Below are 20,490 nucleotides of genomic sequence, written 5' to 3'. Positions count from 1 at the left end.
ACGCGTGTGCCCAGTCCCGATCCGCTTATCGCCGCCCTCGCGCCCATCACGACGCTCGTCACCGATTGGGCGCTATGGATGATCCCGCTCGTGCTGCTCCTAGTGGCCCTCAGGTTTTTGCTGCTGCCGAAGCTGCGCGGGATCTTAGGCGAGCGGCGGGTCGGGGCAGTGCTGGAGCGCATTGGAACCGAGTGTTTGCATGATGTCATCTTCCCGGACGGCCGCGGCGGCTTGACCCAGGTCGATCATGTGGTTCTGACGGGTGCCGGCCTGGTTGTCGTCGAAACCAAGAACTACCGTGGGTCGATCTTCGGGCAGGAGCGGGAGGCGCAGTGGACTCAGCGGCTCGGGCGTCAGAGTTTCCGTTTTCAGAATCCGGTGCGACAGAACTATCTTCATACCCAGGCAGTGAAGGCACTGGTGCCGGGTGTTCCGGTCCTCGGGTGGGTGGTGTTCACCGATAGCGCCCGTTTTCCGAAAGGGAAGCCGGATGGTGTCTGCAACAGCGCCATCGCGGCAGTCCTGGTCGACAATAGCGCGGAGAACCGCGGCCGGCGCGACCGGGCCTGCGGCAAGCCGACGCCCAAGCCTACGAGTACAACCCCATGACCGGCAAAACAGTGGCTCAGCGTACCTATCTGCACATCAGTTGCCTGGAGACGGCGGGCGCCGAATTGGCCGCCTGGGTCGCGGAGGCGGAGTGCCGCGCCGGGGTCCGCCGGGCGGAGGATTTCAATGTCGTGCGTTGCGATCTGGCCGGGGGACAGATCGCGCTGCTCAACTATCCGACGTTTTTCGATGAGGCCTTTCCCGCCCTGGCGACCAGTTGGCTGGTGGATCTGGACGCCGGCACCGTCGGTTACCGGACCTATGCGGATTCGCAGAATCCGCCGATCCTGCATCGCAAAGAACTCTTGTTGCCGGCCGATCACCCGCGGCGGGAAGAGTGCGCGGCGCTGACGCTGGCCTGTGAGTCGATCGGGCTCTTCGACCAGCCGACGCGCATCGGCTATCGGCGCCAGTGGTTGGAACTGGTGCGGGAACGGGGCTATCGCATCGATGGCCTGGCCCTGCTGCCGGTGGGCAATGATGAGGGGGAAGGCGATCCGACGGTCGAGGGTCCGGCCGCCGCCCTGCCAGTCAATGAGACCCCGGTGCCCGACGGTCAGGGCGGGGGTTGGCAGGCAGCCCGCCAACTGACCGCACTGGTGCGCTATGGCCTGTCGGCACCGATTCAGGCGCTCGCCCGCCACGGCTTTCTGGATGGACGTCTGGCCCTCTTCGATTACGGCTGCGGGCGCGGCGACGACGTGCGCGCCCTGACGGCCCACGGCCTGCAGGCGGCGGGGTGGGACCCTTTTTACGCCCCGGAACAACCGCTGCGCCCGGCGCCGCTGGTCAATCTCGGGTTCGTGATCAATGTGATCGAGGATCGCGAGGAGCGTCTGGAGGCCTTGACCCGCGCCTGGTTGCTGACTGAAACCCTGCTGGTGGTCGCGGTGATGCTGGCCAATCAGAACGCTCCCCGCGGGACCGGCTTCGCCGACGGGGTCCTGACCCGCCGCGGGACCTTCCAGCGCTATTACACCCAGACGGAGATTCGCGCCTATCTGGCCCAGGCGCTGGACGAGGAGCCGATCCCGGTGGCCCCGGGGGTGCTCTTCGTGTTTCGGGACAAGGATGCCGAGCAGCGCTTCCTGATGGAACGCTATCGCAGTCGACGCGGTCCGCCGGCATTGATCCCGGCACGCATTCGCCCACCCCGGCCGGAGCGCAACGCCGAGCGCCTGCCCGAACCGGCCCGTGACCGGTCGGCCGAACGCTACGCGGCGCATCGGGAGCTGTTGGAGCGGTTGTGGGGCCGATGGCTGGAACTCGGGCGCCAGCCGGAGCCGGACGAGGTCGGGGCCGATCTGCCCGCGCTCATGGAGGCATTCGGTACGCTCGCCAAGGCGCTGCGCTTCCTCTCCGGTCAACAGGACCCGGACATCCTCGCGCGCGCCGAGGCGGCGCGGCGCGCCGACCTGCTGGTCTATCTGGCGCTCAACCAGTTCGAGCGGCGCCGTCCCTACAAGCATCTGGAACCCGGATTGCAGCGCGACATCAAGATCCTGTTCGGCGACTATGGCGCCGCGCAGCAGGCGGCGCTCGGACTGCTGTTCATGATCCGTGACACCCAGGCCATTGCCGACGCCTGTCAGGAAGCCGCCGCGCGCGGCCTGGGTTGGCTGGAACCGGGCGAGTCGCTGCAACTCCATGCCAGTCTGGTCGAACAATTGGCGCCGCTGCTGCGGGTCTATGTCGGCTGCGCCGCCGTACTCTACGGCGACTACCGCGACGCGGATCTGGTCAAGATCCACATCGGCTCGGGAAAGCTGAGCCTGCTGCGCTATGACGCCTTTGTCGAGTCCCCGCTGCCGCGCCTGATCGAGCGGGTGAAGATCCGCTTGCGCGAGCAGGACATCGATTCCTATCTCTATGGCGACAACACCGGTTACCCGGCGCCCTATCTCTATCACAAGTCGCGTTATATCAACGAGGAGTTCCCGCGCTATCCGGAGCAGGCAGCCTTCGAGGAGACACTGGATGCGCTGGCGCTGTGCGACCTGTCGGGATACGGTCCGAATGCCGCGCGGTTCGATGAGATCCTGTCCCGCCGCCGTTGGGTGATCGATGGTTTCGACCTGCGCCGACCGGACACCGGGCCGGACCTGGATGCGCCGTGCGGGCGCTTCCTGACCTTCCGCCAATTGATCGAATGCGGCGAGACCCAGAGCCGCACCGGGCTGCCCAATCTCCCGCGCCGGATGGAGAGCTTCGACGCCTTGCAGGAGTTGGCCGAGCAGGTGCTCGACCCGGTCATCGAGTGGTTCGGCATGATCCGCTTGACCTATGGTTTCTGCTCGCCGGAACTGGCCCGCGAGATCACCGGCCGCATCGATCCCCGCCTCGATCAGCACGCCGCCCAAGAGCACAACCGCCTGGGAAAACCCATCTGTTCCCGTCAGGGCGCCGCGGTGGATTTCCTCGTGGAGTACGAGGACATGGCCGAGGTCGCCCGCTGGCTGGCCCAAAACACCCCCTTCGACCGCCTCTATTTCTACGGTGCCGACCAGCCGATCCATGTCAGCTTCGGACCGGATCACAATCGCCAGGTAGTGCGGATGGTGCCGACCGCGAATGGGCGGTTGGTACCGCGGGTGGTGAAGGCGGGGGAACTCACCGGGGCGGGTTGACCGTCCCATCGGTTGAGTAAGTTCGTTAGCCCAAGGTAAACACCTCAGACGAACTTCATCGGGGCTGAGGTGCTCGGAGTCAACGCCGAAGTCAGAAAATCTCTTGCGGTAAGCCGATTGCGCAAACGACCCTCTCCGCAACGCCGCCGGAGTCGAGTGAGGACATACCGTCAGCCTATGGGCGTCCGCTTGCCCCCGATCACTTCGAGAGCAGCTTCGATGCAGTGCTCGACAGCGAGTCGGCGACGCCGGCACGGAAGTAATCGCGGAACCCGCGTAGCGCCACATGGCCCGCCTCCGTGTTTAGCAACTCGGTGCCGAGTTGGCGTGTGTCGCGGCCTGTGAGAACCTCTGTCGCCAATTTTCGAACCACGGCTGCATCGAAGTTCGACTCCACGACCTCTTGCAGCACGCCGTCGAGCCTCTTTCCGCGCGGCGCCTTCATGTTGCCGGCCGCGTCGGCCAGAGCGCGCCCGAACGACTCGGCCTGCGAGTCGGACGCGACCTCGATGCCCAGCGTCTCGATCGCCGCGGCGGCGAGGCGCGGCTCGTCCTTGGCGAGCTCCGCGGCCGCCTCACGCAGCAGTACGGGTTGATCGCGCAGCTTGCGGAGCAGCTCGTCGTCGAGCATCGCGAGTGCCTCGCGGCGAAGCGTCGCACGATCGGCACGCGAATCCGGGTGCAGTTGGCGATGAAGCCGGAGCCTGGTAACTGCCACGCGGAACCGCAGCAGGCGATTGCCGCTGTGGTCCGCCACTGCCATGGCTTCCTTCAGCGTCTGCTCGGCACCTTGGAGGTTCCCGCGTCCCTCGTCGATCACCACCATGCGGAGCAGCAACTCGAGCGCCATGTCGATCGCGCCCGCGGCGGTGGCGGACTCGACACCGCGCCGCGCCACGGCAAGGGCGTTGTCGGCCTGCCCCAGGAACCGGTAAGCCTCCGCTTCGATGCCGAAAAGCGCGCTCCTCGGCAGACGAGCGGACCGCTCGTGCAGCACCTTCAGCGCTTTCTCGGGCGCTTGACCCTGCAGGTAGCGATCGGCCGACCGCGCGACCTGCGCCTCCCATGCCGCCTGGTCCGCGGACTGCCGCACGCTTTTGTCGAGCGTCACCCCCAGGCGCTCCGCCAGCCACAGCCTCTGCTCGGCTGCAAGCTCGTCGAGCGCGCCCTTGAGCCGTGGGCCAGCCGCGTCGGTCCAGCGCGGGGCTATGGTCGCGGGCGGTTGCCGCAGGCGGAGCCGGTGGTAAATTTCCTCGGCGCGGGCAATCGGCCCGTCCTGGGTCTCGTAGTACGCGACGGCGCTTCTGTTGATCTTCTCGACCACCGACGCATCGACGTAATCGGTGAGATCCTCCAGCATGGTGCGGCGCACGTCGGGACGATGACGCAGGCTGCCATCGGCGGGATCGACCTCGACGAGCGCGGCCTCTCGGGCAAGGTCGCTCACGATCCTGAACGGCGTGCGCCCATCCTTGAACATCAAGCCGCAGGGCTCGGCGAGGACGTTCTCCACGACACCTGGGTCCACCCTGCGCACCACCAGCCCTGGATACGCGACCTTCCGCACGTCGTCCCCGTGCAGGTGAAGCAGAATGCGCCCGTACAGCAGGGCCTGGATCTTCTCGGCACGCAGCTTCGTCAGCAGCGCCGTGCGGTCCTTGCTGAGCGCCGCGACACCCTCGTCGCGTAGCAGGCGTGCGGCCAGCTTCAGGCACATCGGGTTGCGACTTACGACGCGGATGATATCGTCGAGGTCCCGTTCGGAAAGCGCGGGGATTCCTTCAGCCATGACGCAGGTGCGCAGTAGCTGGCGGGCAGATACTGGGTCGAGAACGTCCAGGGTGACGGGGCGCTGCGGCTCGGGGATGAGCTCGAGGGGCATTGGATCGTCCAGCGATCCGCGCGCCTGCTGCAACACCTGCGGAAACGCTCGGGCGACATACTCGATAGGCAGTGCGCGCCCTGAGAGCACGACCCGCGCGACCCGCGCCAGCCTTTGCAGCTCAAAAGATAACCCAAGGAACGTCTCGGTGACATCGCGCCCAAGGAACTGCACCTCTTCGAAGGTGTCGACCACGATCAGGACGGTGCGTCCCTTTGCCCACTGGGTGAGCTTGCGTGGGAAGATCTCTGTGGTCCACTCGTCCCCCGAAAACGACTCGAAGTGGCGCACCGAGTCGTGGCGCAGCTGTGCGTACTCAAGTTCCTTGGCCACGCTCTCGACGTCCGACATGGGCGCATCGAGCTGCGGCTGCAATTGACTCAGCGCATCGAGCAACAGCGTTCCTGGGTACTCGGGCCGGATCGTTGGGCGGTCGATGTCGAGGTAAGCGACCGGCAGATCCTTCTTCTCGACCTGGTCCAGGATGAACCGGGCCAGCAAGGTTGACTTTCCGACGCCGCCAGGACCGTGCACGAAAAGCGGCGCGACCGGCGGTGGTCCAGCCACGAAGCGATCAAGGCGGGCAAGCTCCTGTTCGCGCCCGACGACGCCCGTGGCCGTCAGGCGGTGCATCGGCGCGAGCAGGTCCTTCCGGTTGAGCATCTTGTCGATCGCCGCCGGGTCCGGCAGTCCGTCGAGGATATCCACGAGCCAGCCGTGCACTGTATGCAGCGAGGCGAGTTCATCGCGCGAGAGCGTTTCGAGCGCGATGGGCTCCGGTTGGAGCACGCGCTCGAACGCGCGCTGCAGCGCGCTGTCGTCGTCCCTGCGATTGGCTGCGAGCGCCGCCTTCATCCGCTCGCGCGTCCCCAAACGACGTAGCGCCTTGCGCCGCTCGGAGAACGACAGTGCCCAACGGCTTGTCTCGACCGAGCCCGTCGCCACTTCGCAGAGCGGTCGCAGCCACTCCAGCAAGTTCGCAGGCATCCTGGCGTCGCCGCCGACGGGCTGGAGCGCAAGCGGATCGAAGGCCGCGAGCACCGCCGCCGCGTCGCAGTAGGGTACCAGCGCATCTTCCATGGGGGGCTCTGCAAGGAAACGCTCAAGGTCATCGAGCGTGAGTTTCGCCTGGGGGGCTTGCGCGTGGGTCATGGCTGCTGCCCGTTACGCAGCTTCTCGCCCATCTGTTCGACCCGGGCCGTCAGTTCGATCATAGCGGCCTTGTCGAGTGTCTGGTATTTCTGGAACAGCAGGTCGGCGATTTCCGTGGCGCGATTCCCCGCGAGTGGGTTCGGGCCAGCGCTCGACAGCGCTTGCAGGTGCTGCGCCACGAACCACGCGGTCGGATACTCGGCGTCGTCCTGCAAAATATGGCGGAGGTCGGGATCCGCGATCAAGTCGTTGTAGCCGAGCAGAGCGATCCACAGCCGCTGTGGCTTGAGTTCCTCTGCGGCCTGCGCCATGGCGAAGGCCGCCTCGCGCACCGCGGGCGTTACCGTCGGCTCGTTGAGGTCGTCGATCACGAGCCAAGAGCGTCGTCCAAGCCCGACGATCTTCCCCTTGAATGTGGCCAACAGCGCGTCGAGCCTGGCGAGCTGCGGGTCGTCGGTCAGCGGCGGCAACGCCGACGCGTCGAGGTCGAGCAGACGGAACACGTCCTCGAACAGGTGGCGAGGCAGGTACGCCTCTCCCTTACCCTTGAGGCGGTGGCGGAACGGTTGCGCACCGACAGTCGCGAACGCGAGGTGCTTGAGATACTCCCATGTGTACGACTTGCCACCGGGCGTGCCGCCCCGCACGACCAGCATGCGTGTCGTGTAATTGTTCGCGCCGGTCGTGAACTCGTGGATCCGCGCGCGCAGGTCGGGGCGCGCGATGAAGGCCGTGCGGCCGAGGACGGTCGCATCGTGCGCGTCACCGGTCGGTGAGTAGTAGGTGGGCGCCATCAGCCGCGCCGCGACGGCCTGCAGGCGGGCATTGCCGCGCGTGCGCACCATCTCCAGCAGCTCCGCGTCACGCGGCGGCAGTTGTCCGTTCAGGTATCGGATCAGCGTGGCGGCCCGCTCCCGGAACGGCGTGATGCCGTTGGTCAGGTTCGCCCAGTTGACCCCTAGGTCAGTAGCCATCAGTTGGAGCCGACCATCGTCGGAGTGCTGGTCCAGCTCGTCCGCGAGCTCGTCGATCTGCGGGTTGGTGAGGTTCATGATTCCAGCAGCCTCGCGCTAGGGAAATTTCCAGACCTTCTTGACCACGGCGAACGGGATCGCCTGATTCCATTGCGGCGGCTCCGCCGGGTCGCGCGCGTGGTGCAGTGCTACGAGCTTGAGATCCGCGTCGAACACCGGCGAGCCCGACGAGCCGTCCTTGCTGTTCGCGTCGTAGCGCACGCGGGTGCCCGCGTGATTGAACGCGACGATGGTGCCGACGGTGAGCTGGAGCGGCTCGCCTCTGGGGTGCTGCAGCAAAAACACCTGGTTGCCGGTGGTCAGTGCGGGGACATCGCCGACCGTGTCGACAAAACCGCGGGGCTGCGCCTGCACATCGACCGTGTCTCCGCCGATCGGCAGGTCGCCGATCGCCTCCTCCAGGCGGATGAGCGCGTAGTCGCTTTCCTCTTCATCCGCTTCGCCGAGGTCCAGGTCCCAGTCGAAAATGCTCGGCGGCTTTGAGTCCACCAGCCAGTCGGTCGCCAGGCTGACCGTCGCCGGCGTCCTCGTCGGCACCGACCCGTCGAGCGCCTGACGGTAGTCGAATCGGCACCTGACGTCTTGCGCCCGCGCCTCGCCTTTGAGAATGCGCTGAACGACGTGATTGTTGGTCAGGACCAGGTCCGCACCGACGAGAAATCCGGTACCGCCGCCGCCCGGGATGTCGATCCAGCACACCTGCCCCTCGAGCTGCGGCAGGCGCTCGGTGAAGACCGCGGGGTTAATGAATTTCGCATTGTCCCGGACGATGTCTTCAAGCGACTTGCCCGTCGTGTTGATCAGCCTGGGACCCGCGATGGTGAGTCCGAGGTCTTGGGCGATGGAGGCGAGCGCAGAGTTCTTGGCGCGCCGTTCGTGGGCCGCCACGACGAGGTCCAGCAGCCAGTCCTCCATGCGCGCTTTATCGATCACCTCTTGCAGGCGGTTCTGGAACTCCTTGCCAAAGCCAGGTGCTGAGACCTTCGCGAACTGCACGTCGAAATAGTCGGCGAGAAGCAGCGTGAAGGTCGCCTCATCGAATGCGTCGTCCAGCGCTTTCCTGAACCGCATTTTCCAGGGACCGCTGGGTGTCCAGGTCGGCATGCAAGTGCTCCTCTTGGTCCGGTTACTTGGGAACCTTTACGTTCATCTGGGTGGCAACCGAGGTCGGTGTCAGATTCTGGAAACCGCCACCGAACGTCGTCATGCCGAAGCTCGACGCCAAGTCCAGCGTCGTCCCGAAGTCCGGGTCGTTGAACATCCACGCCGTCCCGGTCGCCAGTGCGACCGGGAGGACACCGCGTAAGTGCCACATGTTCATCTGTCACCCGCCGCGCCCAGGCGACGCTTCGATCCGAATCAGGATGTCGCGTCCCTCGCCGCCTTCGACTTCCACTTCGCCGGTGGAGCCCGAATCGGTGACCGCCTGCAGGCGGAACAGCCCCGGCGGCAGCCCAACCTGAAACGCCCCGTCGTCACCGGTGCGCCGACCGATCTCGGGCGTCGGCGCTGTGCCCCAAACGACTGACACACGTGCCCCGGTCACACCGTTGCCCGCGGCGTCCAGGACGCGGCCGCAACGCAGCGCCCGGCTCAAGTTACGGATTACCTGTCGCGATCCAACCCTTGAGCACGTCCAGGACGTCGGGCAGGATGCGCGGCCCCGAGTTGGCGACGACCTGGAGGTTGGCCGGCGCGCCGCCGATGCCGTAGGCATGGATCGCCACCACGGTCGGCACGTCCGAGTGATCGTCGAGGTACGCCCACACCGGGGAACCGCTTTGACCGCCGATCGTGTCGACATCGTAGAACACGCGGCGCTCGGTAACCGCCTTCACTCGGTTCGCGTGGAAATACTGCTGTCGGCCGTTTCCCGGACTGACGGGGTAGCCACTGACGTTCACTAGGCGATTGGTGATCTCGGCGTCGGGCAGCACGGCGATACCGAAGGTACCGACCTCGGATCCGAGGTCTGTATCGAGGCGGATCGCCGCGTAGTCGAAGTCAGGATCCTGCGAGGCGAGCCACATGTCGGTGGTTGAGAACCTCGACGATGTCGCCGACCCGAAGGGTTCCTCGTCGTCGTCGCGGCCGGGAATGACTTTGATCGACTTCGCCCAGCCGCCGAGTTCGACAGGATCGAACACGCAGTGGCCCGCAGTGATGACCGTGCGCGGCGCTGCGAACCAACCGGTGCCGAGGTAGGTAAAGCCGCTCTGGCTGGTGATTTCGAGCGCGCAGATCATTCGCCACGGCGTGAGTTCAGTCTCGATGATCTGCTTCCTGCGATCGACGTCGGTCAGGATGCTCTCCAAGACCGACGAAGGGTTGCGCAAGGGCGCGTCGCGAGTGCCGCGCACCAGGAAGCGCGTCGAGGCCCGAGCCGGAGTCGCGTCGGCCGCCCCCGGGGTGCCGCCGATCACCTCGCGCGGCTCCAGCGCCGCTGCCTCCTTGTTGCTTTCAAACGGCCCCCGTGGTTCGGGGCTGTCGACAGACTTCAGCGCCATAAGTCCTCCTGTGGACTGTCGTCACGCGGATGTAAACCCATGTGGGGCCGAGGAACAATACTTGGAACCTCTGATAGCGTAGCAGATTTCTAGCTGCGCTACTCCGTCTGCAGCCCCTCCACCCGCTGGAACCCCCGCGGCAGCGGCTTGCCGCGGCGGCCGCGTTCGCCCTGATACACATCCAGATCGGCCGGCTTGAGGGTGAAAGTGCGCTTGCCGGAGAGGATGACCAGGCTGCCGCCGGCGCGGACTACCGCGAGCGCGGCCACCCGATCCTGCGTCTCGGCGCCCTTGGCGGTGGGGAGACTGATGATTTTGTTGCCTTTGCCGCGCGGCATCTCGGGCAGATCAGACACCGGGAAGACCAGCAGGTGACCGCTCTGGCTGACGGCGGCCAGACGCACGCCCGCCAGGTCGGGCAGCGGCAGCGGCGGCAGCACCAGGGCGCCCGCGGGCAGGGTCAGCACCGCCTTGCCGGCCTTGCCCTTGGCGTAGAGTTCTTCCATACGCACGATGAATCCGTAACCGGCATCGCTGGCGAGCAGCAGTTGGGTCGCGGCGGACTCGCCCAGCACAGCGACGAAGCTGGCTCCCTTGGGCGGGTCCAACCGTCCGGTGAGTGGTTCGCCCTGACCTCGCGCCGACGGCAGCGTATGGGCCGACAGCGAGTAGCTGCGGCCGGTGGAGTCTAGGAAGACGGCGGTCTGGTTGCTGCGCAGGCGGGCCGCCGCGAGAAACTGGTCACCGGAGCGGTAACTCAACCCGACGGGGTCGACCTCGTGCCCCTTGGCGGCGCGCACCCAGCCCTTCTCGGACAGGACGACGGTCACCGGCTCGCTCGGGGTCACTTCGGTCTCGTCGAGTGCGCTCGCCGCGGTGCGGGCGACCAGGGGCGAGCGGCGGGCATCGCCGTATTTCTCGGCATCGGCGGTGATCTCGTCGCGGATCAGTCGGGTGAGCAGCGCCGCGTCGCCCAGGAGCGCCTGAAGCCGGTCGCGCTCCGCGGCCAGCTCGGCCTGCTCGCCGCGGATTTTCATCTCCTCCAGCCGCGCCAGTTGCCGTAACCGGGTGTTGAGCACGTACTCGGCCTGGGCGTCGCTGAGGGCAAAGCGCGCGATCAGCACTGGTTTGGGCTCATCCTCGGTGCGGATGATGCGGATCACCTCATCGATGTTGAGATAGGCGATCAGCAGGCCGTCCAACAGGTGCAGGCGATCCAGCACCTTGCCCAGTCGGTGTTCGAGGCGCCGCCGCACCGTGGCGGTGCGGAAGGTCAGCCACTCGGCAAGAATCTCCTTGAGGTTCATGACCCGCGGGCGGCCGTCGCCGGCGATCATGTTGAGGTTGACGCGGTAACTGCGCTCCAGGTCGGTGGTGGCGAAGAGATGCGACATCAGTCGGTCCAGGTCGACCCGGTTGGAGCGCGGGACGATCACCAGACGGGTCGGGAATTCGTGATCCGACTCGTCGCGGAAGTCCTCGATCATCGGCAGCTTCTTGGCGTTGAACTGCGCGGCGATCTGTTCCATCAGCCGCTCACCCGAGACCTGATAGGGCAGGGCGGTGATGATGATCTCGCCCTGCTCAACCTCATAGACGGCGCGCTGGCGCAGGCTGCCGTTGCCGGTCTGATAGATCTTCAGCAGCTCATCGGGGGGCGTGATGATCTCGCCCGCGGTCGCGAAATCCGGTCCCGGACAGTGGACGAACAGGTCCTCGACCGTGGCCTGCGGGTGGTCCAGCAAGTGAATACAGGCACGCGCCACCTCGCGCAAATTGTGCGAGGGAATGTCCGTCGCCATGCCGACCGCGATGCCGGTGGTGCCGTTGAGCAGCAGGTTGGGCAGGCGCGCCGGCAACAGCTTGGGTTCCTCCAGGGTCCCGTCGAAGTTGGGCTGCCAGTCGACCGTGCCCTGATCCAGTTCGCCGAGCAGCAGCTCCGCGTAGGGTGTCAGGCGCGACTCGGTGTAGCGCATGGCGGCGAACGACTTCGGGTTGTCGGGTGACCCCCAGTTGCCCTGACCGTCGATCAAGGGGTAGCGGTAGCTGAACGGCTGCGCCATCAGCACCATGGCCTCGTAGCAGGCGGTATCCCCGTGCGGATGGAACTTGCCCAGCACGTCGCCCACGGTGCGCGCCGATTTCTTGAATTTGGCCGCCGCCGAGAGCCCCAGCTCCGACATGGCGTAGAGGATGCGCCGCTGCACCGGTTTGAGCCCGTCGGCCACGTAGGGCAGAGCGCGATCGAGGATCACGTACATGGAATAGTCCAGGTACGCCTTCTCGGTGAAGGTCGCGAGCGGCTGGTGTTCCAGGCCCTCGGCGTTGTAGAGACGTATGTCCGTCATCGATCCAATCCAGTCCGCGGAAGATAACCGCGCATGATGCGGCAAGCGCAGGATCAGGACCAGAGGGGCGGGGGCGCAGTTCAAAATCTGACGGTCTCGTTCGGCCCTCAAGGTGCAGGATGGTAGCCCCAACCGCTGATTCTGCCGCTATCATCGTAGTCAAACCGCAGCCGCGACCGCTTGCCGACATTCACCTCGACCAACCGGTCTTCCGGATCGTAGTCATAGGTCAGGGTGAGGCCGTTGGGTGTGGTGACGGATTGCAGTAATCCGGCGCGCTCGGCATCCTCAAAATAGCTGAGGGACAGCTTGCCCCCATCGAACCGCGTCACCTGGCGCAACAGTCCGGCGTTCCATTCGGCACTGGCGGTCGCACCCGTTTTCTCCTCGGTCACGGCCGCGAGCACGCCATCCGCGTCGTAACTGTAGGTCTGACTGCCAGCGGGAGACGTGATGCGCTCGACCCGGCCAGCCGCGTCGCGCCCAATCACAACACCAAAGGACTGTCCGCGTTGCCGGGTCACGACCTCCTTCAGTTCACCCGAGTCGTCGTAGTTCAGGGCCAGGCGCGGCCCATCCGGGTCGGCGATCTCCAGCGGTCTGCCGAAGGGGTCGAACCGGGTGGCCTCCCAGTCGTTCGCGTTTTCCGGCGCTCCGGGAGGGGTACGGACCACACGTGAGACCAGTCCATCCGCATCGTACTCGTAGTGTTCGGTCTGGAAGTCGGTGGCAGCGGTCCGCAACCGCCCGTCGACAGTCCACGACTGCTCTATCAAGGTCTGACCGTTCTCCGCGAGCGCGGTCAAACGCCCTGCTTCATCATGCTCACTGGTGATCTCCACACCGCCCGCCAACGCCAGGGTGCGCTGCCGCTGATCGGCGGACTCCGTGACCTTGGCCAAAGCACTGCCGTCCGTTCCCGCCACTTCCAGGACCGTCCCGCCCGCGTCCGGATAGTGCCAGGCAGCGCCCATTCCATCCGCATAGCTGGCCGCGATCGGGCGCAAGGCGTCATCATAGCGGACGGTCTCGGCGCCGTCGGCCTGGCCTGCCGGGGTCACCGCGAGGCGACTGCCGTGCGCGTCGCTGGTGACCCGATAGTCAGTCGCCGTCCCGTCTGCCGCGATTTCGCGCAGCAGTCGGCCGCGCGCATCGTAGTCGAAGTGGTGAATCACCGGGTCGTCCGCGACGTCCCGCGCGCCGGGAGTGGACGCGAAGGTCACCGCCGTCACCCAGGCCCCTTGATAGCGGTAACCGCGCCTACCGGCCGGCGACTCCACCTGGGACAGTCGACCATTCGCGTCATACCGGTAGGTCACAAGGGCGACCTGATCCGGTTGCCCGGCGGCGCTGCCGGTTGCCGTTTCAATCTGGCCTGATGGGTTATAGGTCAGTTCGATGGTGGCCAGCGGTCGTTGACCGCGGTGGCCCACGATCCGTGACAGCCGGCCGTCTCCATCCCGTTCGTAGTCCACCCGCACCCCACCGGACTGGATTGCCACCAGGTTTCCGGTCAGATCAAAATGCCAGGTCGCGCCGTCCTTGCGGATCAGTTCATGGGTCGGCCCGGAGTAGAACGCGGGGTGCGCCTTGGTCAACCCATAAAACGGCGACGGCTCCCCGGTGACGGGCCGATCCGGCACCATCAGTTGGACGCCCTCGAGCGCCGCCACCGGCTCGATCCGGGAGAAACGGGCATATTGGCTGTTGAGGGGTGTCACCGTCTCGTAGGCGGTCTGGAAGGACACCGAGTTCCCCTTGCGCTCGACCGGCACCTGCAGCGCTTGCAGGCGCGGCAAATCGAACGCCCAACCCTTACCCCAAGGGCCGTCCGGGTTGAAGAACGAGTGATAGCCGCGGACCAGCTCAACCGCAAGACCGCCGCCAAGCGGAACCGCCAGATCCACCTCATCCAGCCGGCCCGGTGCCAACGCCAGAGTCTGGGCGCCGGGCAGGGCAACCGCCTGGGCGCTCCCGTCGGCTTCTTTCAACCGACTGATCTGGAGCGGTTCCACCGATCCGAGCGCGACGCGAACGGCGGTCTCCAACCGCGCTGCCCGCGCCAGACCCGCGCGGGCGGCCCGCTGTTGCGGCGCGCTCAATCCGGACAGATCACTGCCCGGCCGGAAGTCACGCACCGACCTGTCCTCGGGCGCGAGACTCACCCCGCCAAACACCCGCGCCATGACGCGCCCCCGCGACCGCGTCAACTCCAGTCCGGGAGTCAGGTGGTCGACGGGCACCGGGGTCACCTGGTAGTCGCGCATCCAGAACGGCAAGGGCACCCCTTGGTCGCGGAGCTGTTCCGCGATGGCGGTGATCAGCGCAATCCGCCGCAGTTCGGCGAACACCGGCACCGGCTTGGTCAGTCCGGACTCGGGGGGCGGCAGGAGCAGCCGCTCGGCGGCAATCGCGTCGTAATGCGTGCTGAACCAATCCGTGAAGGCGGTCGCGCCGGGCGACGACCGGCCGCTGGTGTCATCCACCAGCTTGCCGTTCTCCCATTTCATGGACTGGGTCTTGACCTTGAGCGGCACGTCGAACAGAGTCAGCGTCTGCCGCTCGCCGCCGAGGCGGTTGGTCTGTGCGGGGACGATCCAGAAGCGCTCCCAATGTCCCTCCTGCTGGCCCTTGCCGGGCATCCCGCCGCCGAAGTAGAGCGTATCCAGAACCTTGCCGAAACCGGGTACGCCGGACTTGAGCGTCTTGCCCGTGTCGTTGTCGGCACCCAGGGTATAGCCCTTCATCAGGCGGTCCGCCTGAAACAGCACCCAACCCACATAGGTCTGCGCGGTGGCCTGACCATGGCGGATGATCATGGCCGATCCCTTCGGGTCATCCGGATTGGGGTCGATACTCACCGACGGCGCCTCCCCATGGAGATAGACCGAGCGGAAAATCGTCACCACATCGTCCAGCCGCAGCGGCGGCAGGCTCAGTTGCTGACCACCCTGGTTCAGCAAAATCAGGTTATTGTTGGCATCGAGGGTGATGCCGTCGAGCAGGCCGATACCGTCGAGGGCTTGTCCGCTTCCACCGAGATAAACCCCGCCAACCTTTGTTGGTTCTTGGATCGATGGCGTGCCGACGACCGGGAACCGCGCCTTGATCTCGGCCAAATCCACCGGATGAGCGGTGCTTGGCTGTTCGGTCATTGGAAACGGCAATCGCTTGTCCAGCGCCAGCCGCCCGACTTCGCGGTCATGCGCGGACGAATCGCGGCCCCTGGACACGAAATACCTGAATTCCCCATTACCCCAGGGAACCTTGACCTCAATGCCTTTGCCAGGGGCGTGCCAGTTCACGTAATCCTGAACGTCGTGCCACTTGGCGGCTTCGTCCCACCGGAGATTTCGATCGTTGACGCCGGCCTTGCCTGTCACACCGACTGTCGTCTCGCCTAAGGGTAATCGGCCGAGTGCATCCTTCTGCCAATCTTTGGCGAGCGCCCCGCCGCTTCGGTTTTCGCCGATCCAGTTGGATGATTCTCCGACGAAGTTCAAACCCTGACCAGCGGCGCGTCTAAAAAAGCGACCGGTCGCGTTAAGAAGCCCTGTGCCAGCGGAGAAAGCGTTTTCTCCAACGCGACTGCTTATTTCATCGCGCGACCAACTACCAAAGATCGCTGCCGTCTCATCCCATGGCACCCGGTACCGATCGCGTTGGAGTTTGAGTGTGTACGGACTCCCCTCAACATCAAATTTTGTCTCGATCCGGTCTCCCGCCCGCCCGATCAAATACTGTTCACTTCGCATATTCCAAAGCAGCTTCCCTATATCATGACTCAGCAATGCCAGAGTGATGCGATTGGAGGCGTCCGTAATGATCGATCGCTTTTTTTGCAGTTCATTTCTCAGCAGGCCATCGCCAGTTCGCGTAGAGATGTCTTCTATTAGCCTGTCGGCGCCCGCCCCGACAGCGCCTCCAATAAAAGAGAGGAGGGCGCCCCCGAACGGAATGCTGCCCAGCTCGAACAGATTCGCCGCCATCACCAGGGTGACGCGTGGTTGAACGTAGCGCAAGTCATCTCTGAACGTCACCGCTCCCTGCCACTGTCGCATTGCAACGCCCCGTGACTGCTCTCGTATCCGGTCGAGCATCGCGCGCTGCCGCTCGCGCATGTCCATCTGTTGGAAGCGCATTGCCGCCTGCATCTCCCGCTGCTTGCGGGTCATCTCCGATGCCCGGTCGCGCATCTCGGTACGCTGCTCCGCCGCTGTCCGCGTGGCGCCGGTCGCATCGACGAAATTCTGCGGATCACTCCCACAGTACGCGTACAGACCCAAGTCCTCCTGCGCCCCGGTAGGCACCCGGTGCCGCGGATCGACCTGCAGAAAGCGCCCCAGTGCCGGCGCGTAAGCCCGTGCCCGCGTCAGATAGACCTCGCCGGCCGGGTCCCAGAACAATCCGGCAAACCGCGGCGCGAAGTCCTTGGCCGCCGCGGCGTCTTCCATCACGCCGAAGGGCTCGTACTCGATCCGCCGGATCACCTGGCCCCGGCGATCGGCGATCAGCCGCACCGAGCCCAAGTGGTCATGGAGCAGATACTCCGGTTGCCCCTGGCGCATCACCAGCAACGGCGTGCCCCCGTCCCAAAGGGTGAAGGTGCGCTCGCCCGCCGCATCCGTCGTCACCAAGGGCCGCCACGCATCCGACAAGGGGTCCGGAACAAAGGTCAGGCGCTGCCCGTCGACCGTGCGCTCGATCAGGTTGCCGTCCCCGTCATAGCGGTAGCGCGCCTTGGAACCGCTGACACTCACCAGCCGATTGGCGCTGTCGAAGCCGTAGGTCCAGGTCTTGCCGCCGAGGGTCAGGGCGGTCAGGTTGCCCGCCGCATCATGGGCCGTTGCCGCCCCCGCGGTCGCGGTGAGACGCCCGGCCCAGTCATAGCCGAACCGGCGCCGGGCCTGCACGGTCGACAGGGTCTGGGTGCGATTGCCCACCGTGTCGTAACCATAGACATATTGCGGGCGCGGCAGGCCCTGGGCGCGCTCCAGTCGGCCAAGCTGATCGTATTGGTAGCTGCGCCGGATGTCGCCGGTCCTGGTGCGCTCGACCACCGCCGCAATCAGCCCGTCCGGCCAGTAGCTATAGGTGTACTCGCAGAGAACCGTGCCCCGCGTCCCCTGGGGATCGGTTCGCAGGAGATGGGAGAGCGTTTCCAGGGTCCCATCTGGGGCATAGCGCCACACCGTCGTCAGACCGTTCGGCAGATTCCGGACCACCTGACCCTCGGCGGCGAGATAGGCGTAGCGAATGGGGCCGGCGGGGGTGTCGATGGACTCCAGGCGGCCGCGGAAGTCATAGGTGTAGCCGATGTGGAAGGCGTCGCCGATACGCAGCGTCTTAATCCGGTCAGCCGTATCGTGGGTGTAGTGGAGCGCGGGTGCGCCCTCCCGCTCCACCCGGTTCAACCGCCCCAGGTCATCGTAGCCGTAGACCAGGCTCCCGGCGCCGTCACGCATCTCCACCAGCCGGCCGCGTTCATCCAGGTCGCGGGTCACGATCGTGCCGTCCGGACCGGTCATCACCAGGCGGCGCACCTGTTGCTGCCCATCCGGTTCATAGGTGAACCGGGTCACCCGTCCGGCCGGGTCGGTGAGGGCGGCGGTCCGCCCTTGCGCGTCGTACCCAACCTGCCAATTCAAGTCTCCGCCGCCGGGGGCGGCCGGGGGCAGCGCCCATAGCGGCTGAGCCGCCCAAACCAACGCGATGACCAAGGTGAATCGACAGCGGAGCGCCGGCAACATCTTGCGTTCTCCTTACAAGAACTTGGGTTTTGTGATAGTACAATCTCTTTGCGCGAGGTGCATTGCGATCTCGGGGCAGCCGGTTTCGTCGGCTGGGTAGAGCGCGAGCGAAACCCGGCGTTGGCGCTATACTCTCGCCATCGCCACGACCGGAGGGAGCAACCCATGGCTACGACCCCCGACGACGTCTGGGCCTTGTTGCGCGAACTGACTGCAGCGCAACGAGAGACCGAGCGGATGCATCGAGAGACCGAGCGGATGTTTCAGGAGACTGACCGCCGGTTTCAGGAAACCGATCGCCAGTTCCAGGAAACCGGCCGCCGGTTTCAGGAAACCGACCTACAATTTCAGGAGCTTGCCCGCGAGCGGCGCGAGACCGATCGCCAGATCAGGGAACTAGGCAAACAGATCGGCGGCCTGGGCGAGAAATTCGGCAGCTTCACCGAGGGGCTGGCCTTACCCTCCATGGAACGGCTGCTGCGCAAGCGCTTCGGCATGGAGGTCATCAGTCCCAGCGTGCGCGCTGTCAAAGACGGACAACACTTGGAGATCGATGTTCTGGCCTACGCCAACGGCGCCGTCAACGCCGCCTATCTGGTCGAGGTCAAGAGCCACCTGCGCGAAGAGGCGATCACCCAGTTGCACAACCTGCTGCATCGGTTCCGGGACTTTTTCCCCGCGCATCGGGAGAAACGGCTCTACGGCATCCTGGCCGCGGCGGACCTGACTCCCACCTTGCGCGAGCGGGTCCTGCGGGAGGGTTTCTTGTCGCGCGCATTCACGATCAGGTCTTCACCCTGGAAGTCCCCGCCGGGTTTGAGCCGCGGGCCTATTGACCCCGGCGCGTCGCAGCCGATCCCAAGCGGCTGACTGCGGATGCGCTGCGCTGATCCACCCGACGAAACCGGCTCCGCTGTAGGGTGGATAAGGCGCGCCACTCGGTGTCAGGGACCCGGTAGATCAGTCGCGCGCGCCGCATCCACCAGAGGCGGCGCGATGCTGCTCACCCTTGGAATGGCCGACGGTTGCCTGCCGCGGCGCAACGGGTGACCCCAGCGTGGTAAACTAACCACATGATGCAACGGCTTTCCATCCCCCGCTGGCCCTGGGCAATCCTACTGATCAGCCTCCTGTTCACCGGGCTCGCCCCGGCCGCGGAGACGCCGCCGCCGACCTGGCCGGCGGCCACCTACAACCCGCGGCCCCAGCCGGACGATGTCATCCTGCCGCTGCCCTGCGGCGCGGCCATGGCGTTCCGTGCAGTGGTCACCCCCCAACCGGACGCCGGCTATCCGGTCACCGGTCCCTTCACCCGGGCAGACGGCACCCCCTACCTGCTGCTCGGCAAATACGAGGTCAGCCAGTGGCAGGCCCAGGCCCTGACCGCCGGGGCCGCGGGGGGTGCCTGCCCGCGGCCCCAGACGGCGCGGCAAACCCCGCAGACCGGCGACTGGTGGGCGGCGCTGGAACTGGCCGACCGCTACTCCCTGTGGCTGAACGCCGCCGCCGACAACCTTCCGGACTGTGACGGCAGCCCCCGGCCCTGTCTGCCGCGGGTCGATGGCATCCCCGCCTACCTGCGTCTGCCGACCGAGGCCGAATGGGAATACGCCGCCCGCGGCGGCTTGAGTGTCCCGGCGGAGTCCTTTGCCGCCCCGCGCTATCCCATGCCGGACGGGCTGGCGGCCCATGCCTGGTTTGCCGCCAACGCCCGCGGGACCTTCCAACCCATTGGCGGGCGCACCGCCAGCCCCCTCGGGCTACACGACCTCTACGGCAACGCCGCCGAGTGGGTGCTCGGGCCGGGCCGCCCCGCCGCCCTGGCGGTCGGCGGGCACGCCGCCAGCCCCGCAACCGACCTCGGAGCCGCCTGGCGCTGGACACTGCCGCCCTTCACCAGCGACCCGGGTGCCCGCACTGGGCTGCGGCTGCTGGCCAGCGTGCCCCTGTTCACCAGTTCGGACAAAGTGCGTGAAGCGGAGCAGCGGCGCTTGGCCCACGCCGGAGCGACGGCGGACGTGCAAGCGCCCCCGCCGCCGGTGCAATTTTTCGCCAATCTGCGGGTTACGACCAACGTCGCCGCCGACGTGCTGGTCGATGGTCAGGTCATCGGTCAGACCCGGCCCGACGCGCCCCTTAAGCGTGAAATCGCGGTCGGTGAGCGGGAGGTCGCGGTGCGGGCCGCGGGCTACACAGCCGAAGTGCAGCGGCTGCGCTTGCGCACCAGTCAGTGGGCCGACGCGGTGTTTCGGCTGACGCTGATCCCGATCGAAATGATTGCCCTGCCCACTGGCATGTTCTGGATGGGCTCGCCGGCAGACGAGCCGGAGCGCTTCGCGGACGAAGGGCCACGACACCAGGTCCGCGTCCGAGCCTTTTCGATCGGCAAGTACGCGGTGACCTTTGCGCAGTTCGACGCCTTCTGCACGGCGACCGGGCGACAGCCGCCGGGCGACAACGGCTGGGGACGGGGCGAGCGGCCGGTGATCAACGTCAGTTGGGAGGACGCGGTGGCCTATGCGGCCTGGCTGTCGAAGGAGACCGGCGAACACTATCGCTTGCCGACGGAAGCCGAATGGGA

The 20,490-nt window shown here is 66.1% G+C and carries 12 protein-coding genes; 4 read left to right on the top strand and 8 right to left on the bottom strand.

Features of this window, described 5'->3' with window-relative positions:
• Positions 1–6: 6 nt before the first annotated feature.
• Together A39O_RS36915 and A39O_RS0120885 are read left to right on the top strand one after the other, a co-directional pair.
• Positions 7–609: a nuclease-related domain-containing protein gene (locus A39O_RS36915; RefSeq protein ID WP_051088862.1), complete on the top strand. Its 603-nt coding sequence runs from the start codon at positions 7–9 to the stop codon at positions 607–609.
• Positions 606–3,236 (top strand): DNA phosphorothioation-associated putative methyltransferase, encoded by a 2,631-nt coding sequence (locus A39O_RS0120885; protein ID WP_020506618.1) that lies wholly within the window; start codon positions 606–608, stop codon positions 3,234–3,236. The genes A39O_RS36915 and A39O_RS0120885 overlap by 4 nt, the downstream gene beginning before the upstream one ends.
• A gap of 199 nt (positions 3,237–3,435) precedes the next feature.
• On the opposite strand, the gene A39O_RS0120880 is transcribed toward A39O_RS0120885, so the two are convergent.
• The 8 genes from A39O_RS0120880 to A39O_RS0120845 form a co-directional block, all read right to left on the bottom strand.
• Complete coding sequence (locus tag A39O_RS0120880) at positions 3,436–6,270, bottom strand: AAA family ATPase (protein ID WP_020506617.1); 2,835 nt, start codon at positions 6,268–6,270, stop codon at positions 3,436–3,438.
• The gene (locus A39O_RS0120875; RefSeq protein ID WP_020506616.1) at positions 6,267–7,322 is read right to left on the bottom strand and encodes a hypothetical protein; all 1,056 of its coding nucleotides are present in this window, start codon (positions 7,320–7,322) and stop codon (positions 6,267–6,269) included. Before A39O_RS0120875 ends, A39O_RS0120880 begins: the two co-directional genes overlap by 4 nt.
• Before the next feature lie 18 nt (positions 7,323–7,340).
• Complete coding sequence (locus A39O_RS34450) at positions 7,341–8,408, bottom strand: trypsin-like peptidase domain-containing protein (RefSeq protein WP_083924817.1); 1,068 nt, start codon at positions 8,406–8,408, stop codon at positions 7,341–7,343.
• Positions 8,409–8,430: 22 nt separating this feature from the next.
• Positions 8,431–8,625 carry a hypothetical protein gene (locus A39O_RS0120865; protein ID WP_020506614.1) on the bottom strand — a complete coding sequence of 65 codons (195 nt, stop codon included), beginning with the start codon at positions 8,623–8,625 and terminating at the stop codon, positions 8,431–8,433.
• Between the two features lie 3 nt (positions 8,626–8,628).
• A complete protein-coding gene (locus A39O_RS41085) occupies positions 8,629–8,901 on the bottom strand; it encodes a carboxypeptidase-like regulatory domain-containing protein (protein WP_020506613.1) in 273 nt (90 codons plus the stop codon).
• Between the two features lies 1 nt (position 8,902).
• Entirely contained in the window at positions 8,903–9,811 is a 909-nt protein-coding gene (locus A39O_RS34445) for a trypsin-like serine peptidase (protein ID WP_020506612.1), read from the bottom strand.
• Between the two features lie 98 nt (positions 9,812–9,909).
• The gene (parC, locus tag A39O_RS0120850; protein ID WP_026199594.1) at positions 9,910–12,159 is read right to left on the bottom strand and encodes a DNA topoisomerase IV subunit A; all 2,250 of its coding nucleotides are present in this window, start codon (positions 12,157–12,159) and stop codon (positions 9,910–9,912) included.
• Positions 12,160–12,266: 107 nt separating this feature from the next.
• On the bottom strand, positions 12,267–17,909 hold the full coding sequence (locus A39O_RS0120845; RefSeq protein ID WP_020506610.1) for an RHS repeat-associated core domain-containing protein: 5,643 nt from the start codon (positions 17,907–17,909) through the stop codon (positions 12,267–12,269).
• A 165-nt stretch (positions 17,910–18,074) separates the two neighbouring features.
• Here A39O_RS0120845 and A39O_RS34440 point away from each other — a divergent pair, with 165 nt between their 5' ends.
• Both A39O_RS34440 and A39O_RS36910 read left to right on the top strand, forming a co-directional pair.
• Complete coding sequence (locus A39O_RS34440; protein WP_245561948.1) at positions 18,075–18,779, top strand: DUF3782 domain-containing protein; 705 nt, start codon at positions 18,075–18,077, stop codon at positions 18,777–18,779.
• A gap of 203 nt (positions 18,780–18,982) precedes the next feature.
• A partial coding sequence (locus A39O_RS36910) for an SUMF1/EgtB/PvdO family nonheme iron enzyme (RefSeq protein WP_020506609.1) occupies positions 18,983–20,490 on the top strand: 1,508 nt, incomplete at its 3' end.

This window comes from Lamprocystis purpurea DSM 4197 (assembly GCF_000379525.1).
Taxonomy (GTDB): Bacteria; Pseudomonadota; Gammaproteobacteria; order Chromatiales; family Chromatiaceae; genus Thiodictyon; species Thiodictyon purpureum.
Note: the sequence above shows the minus strand (reverse complement) of the source record. Positions and strands in the feature narration are given on the sequence as shown.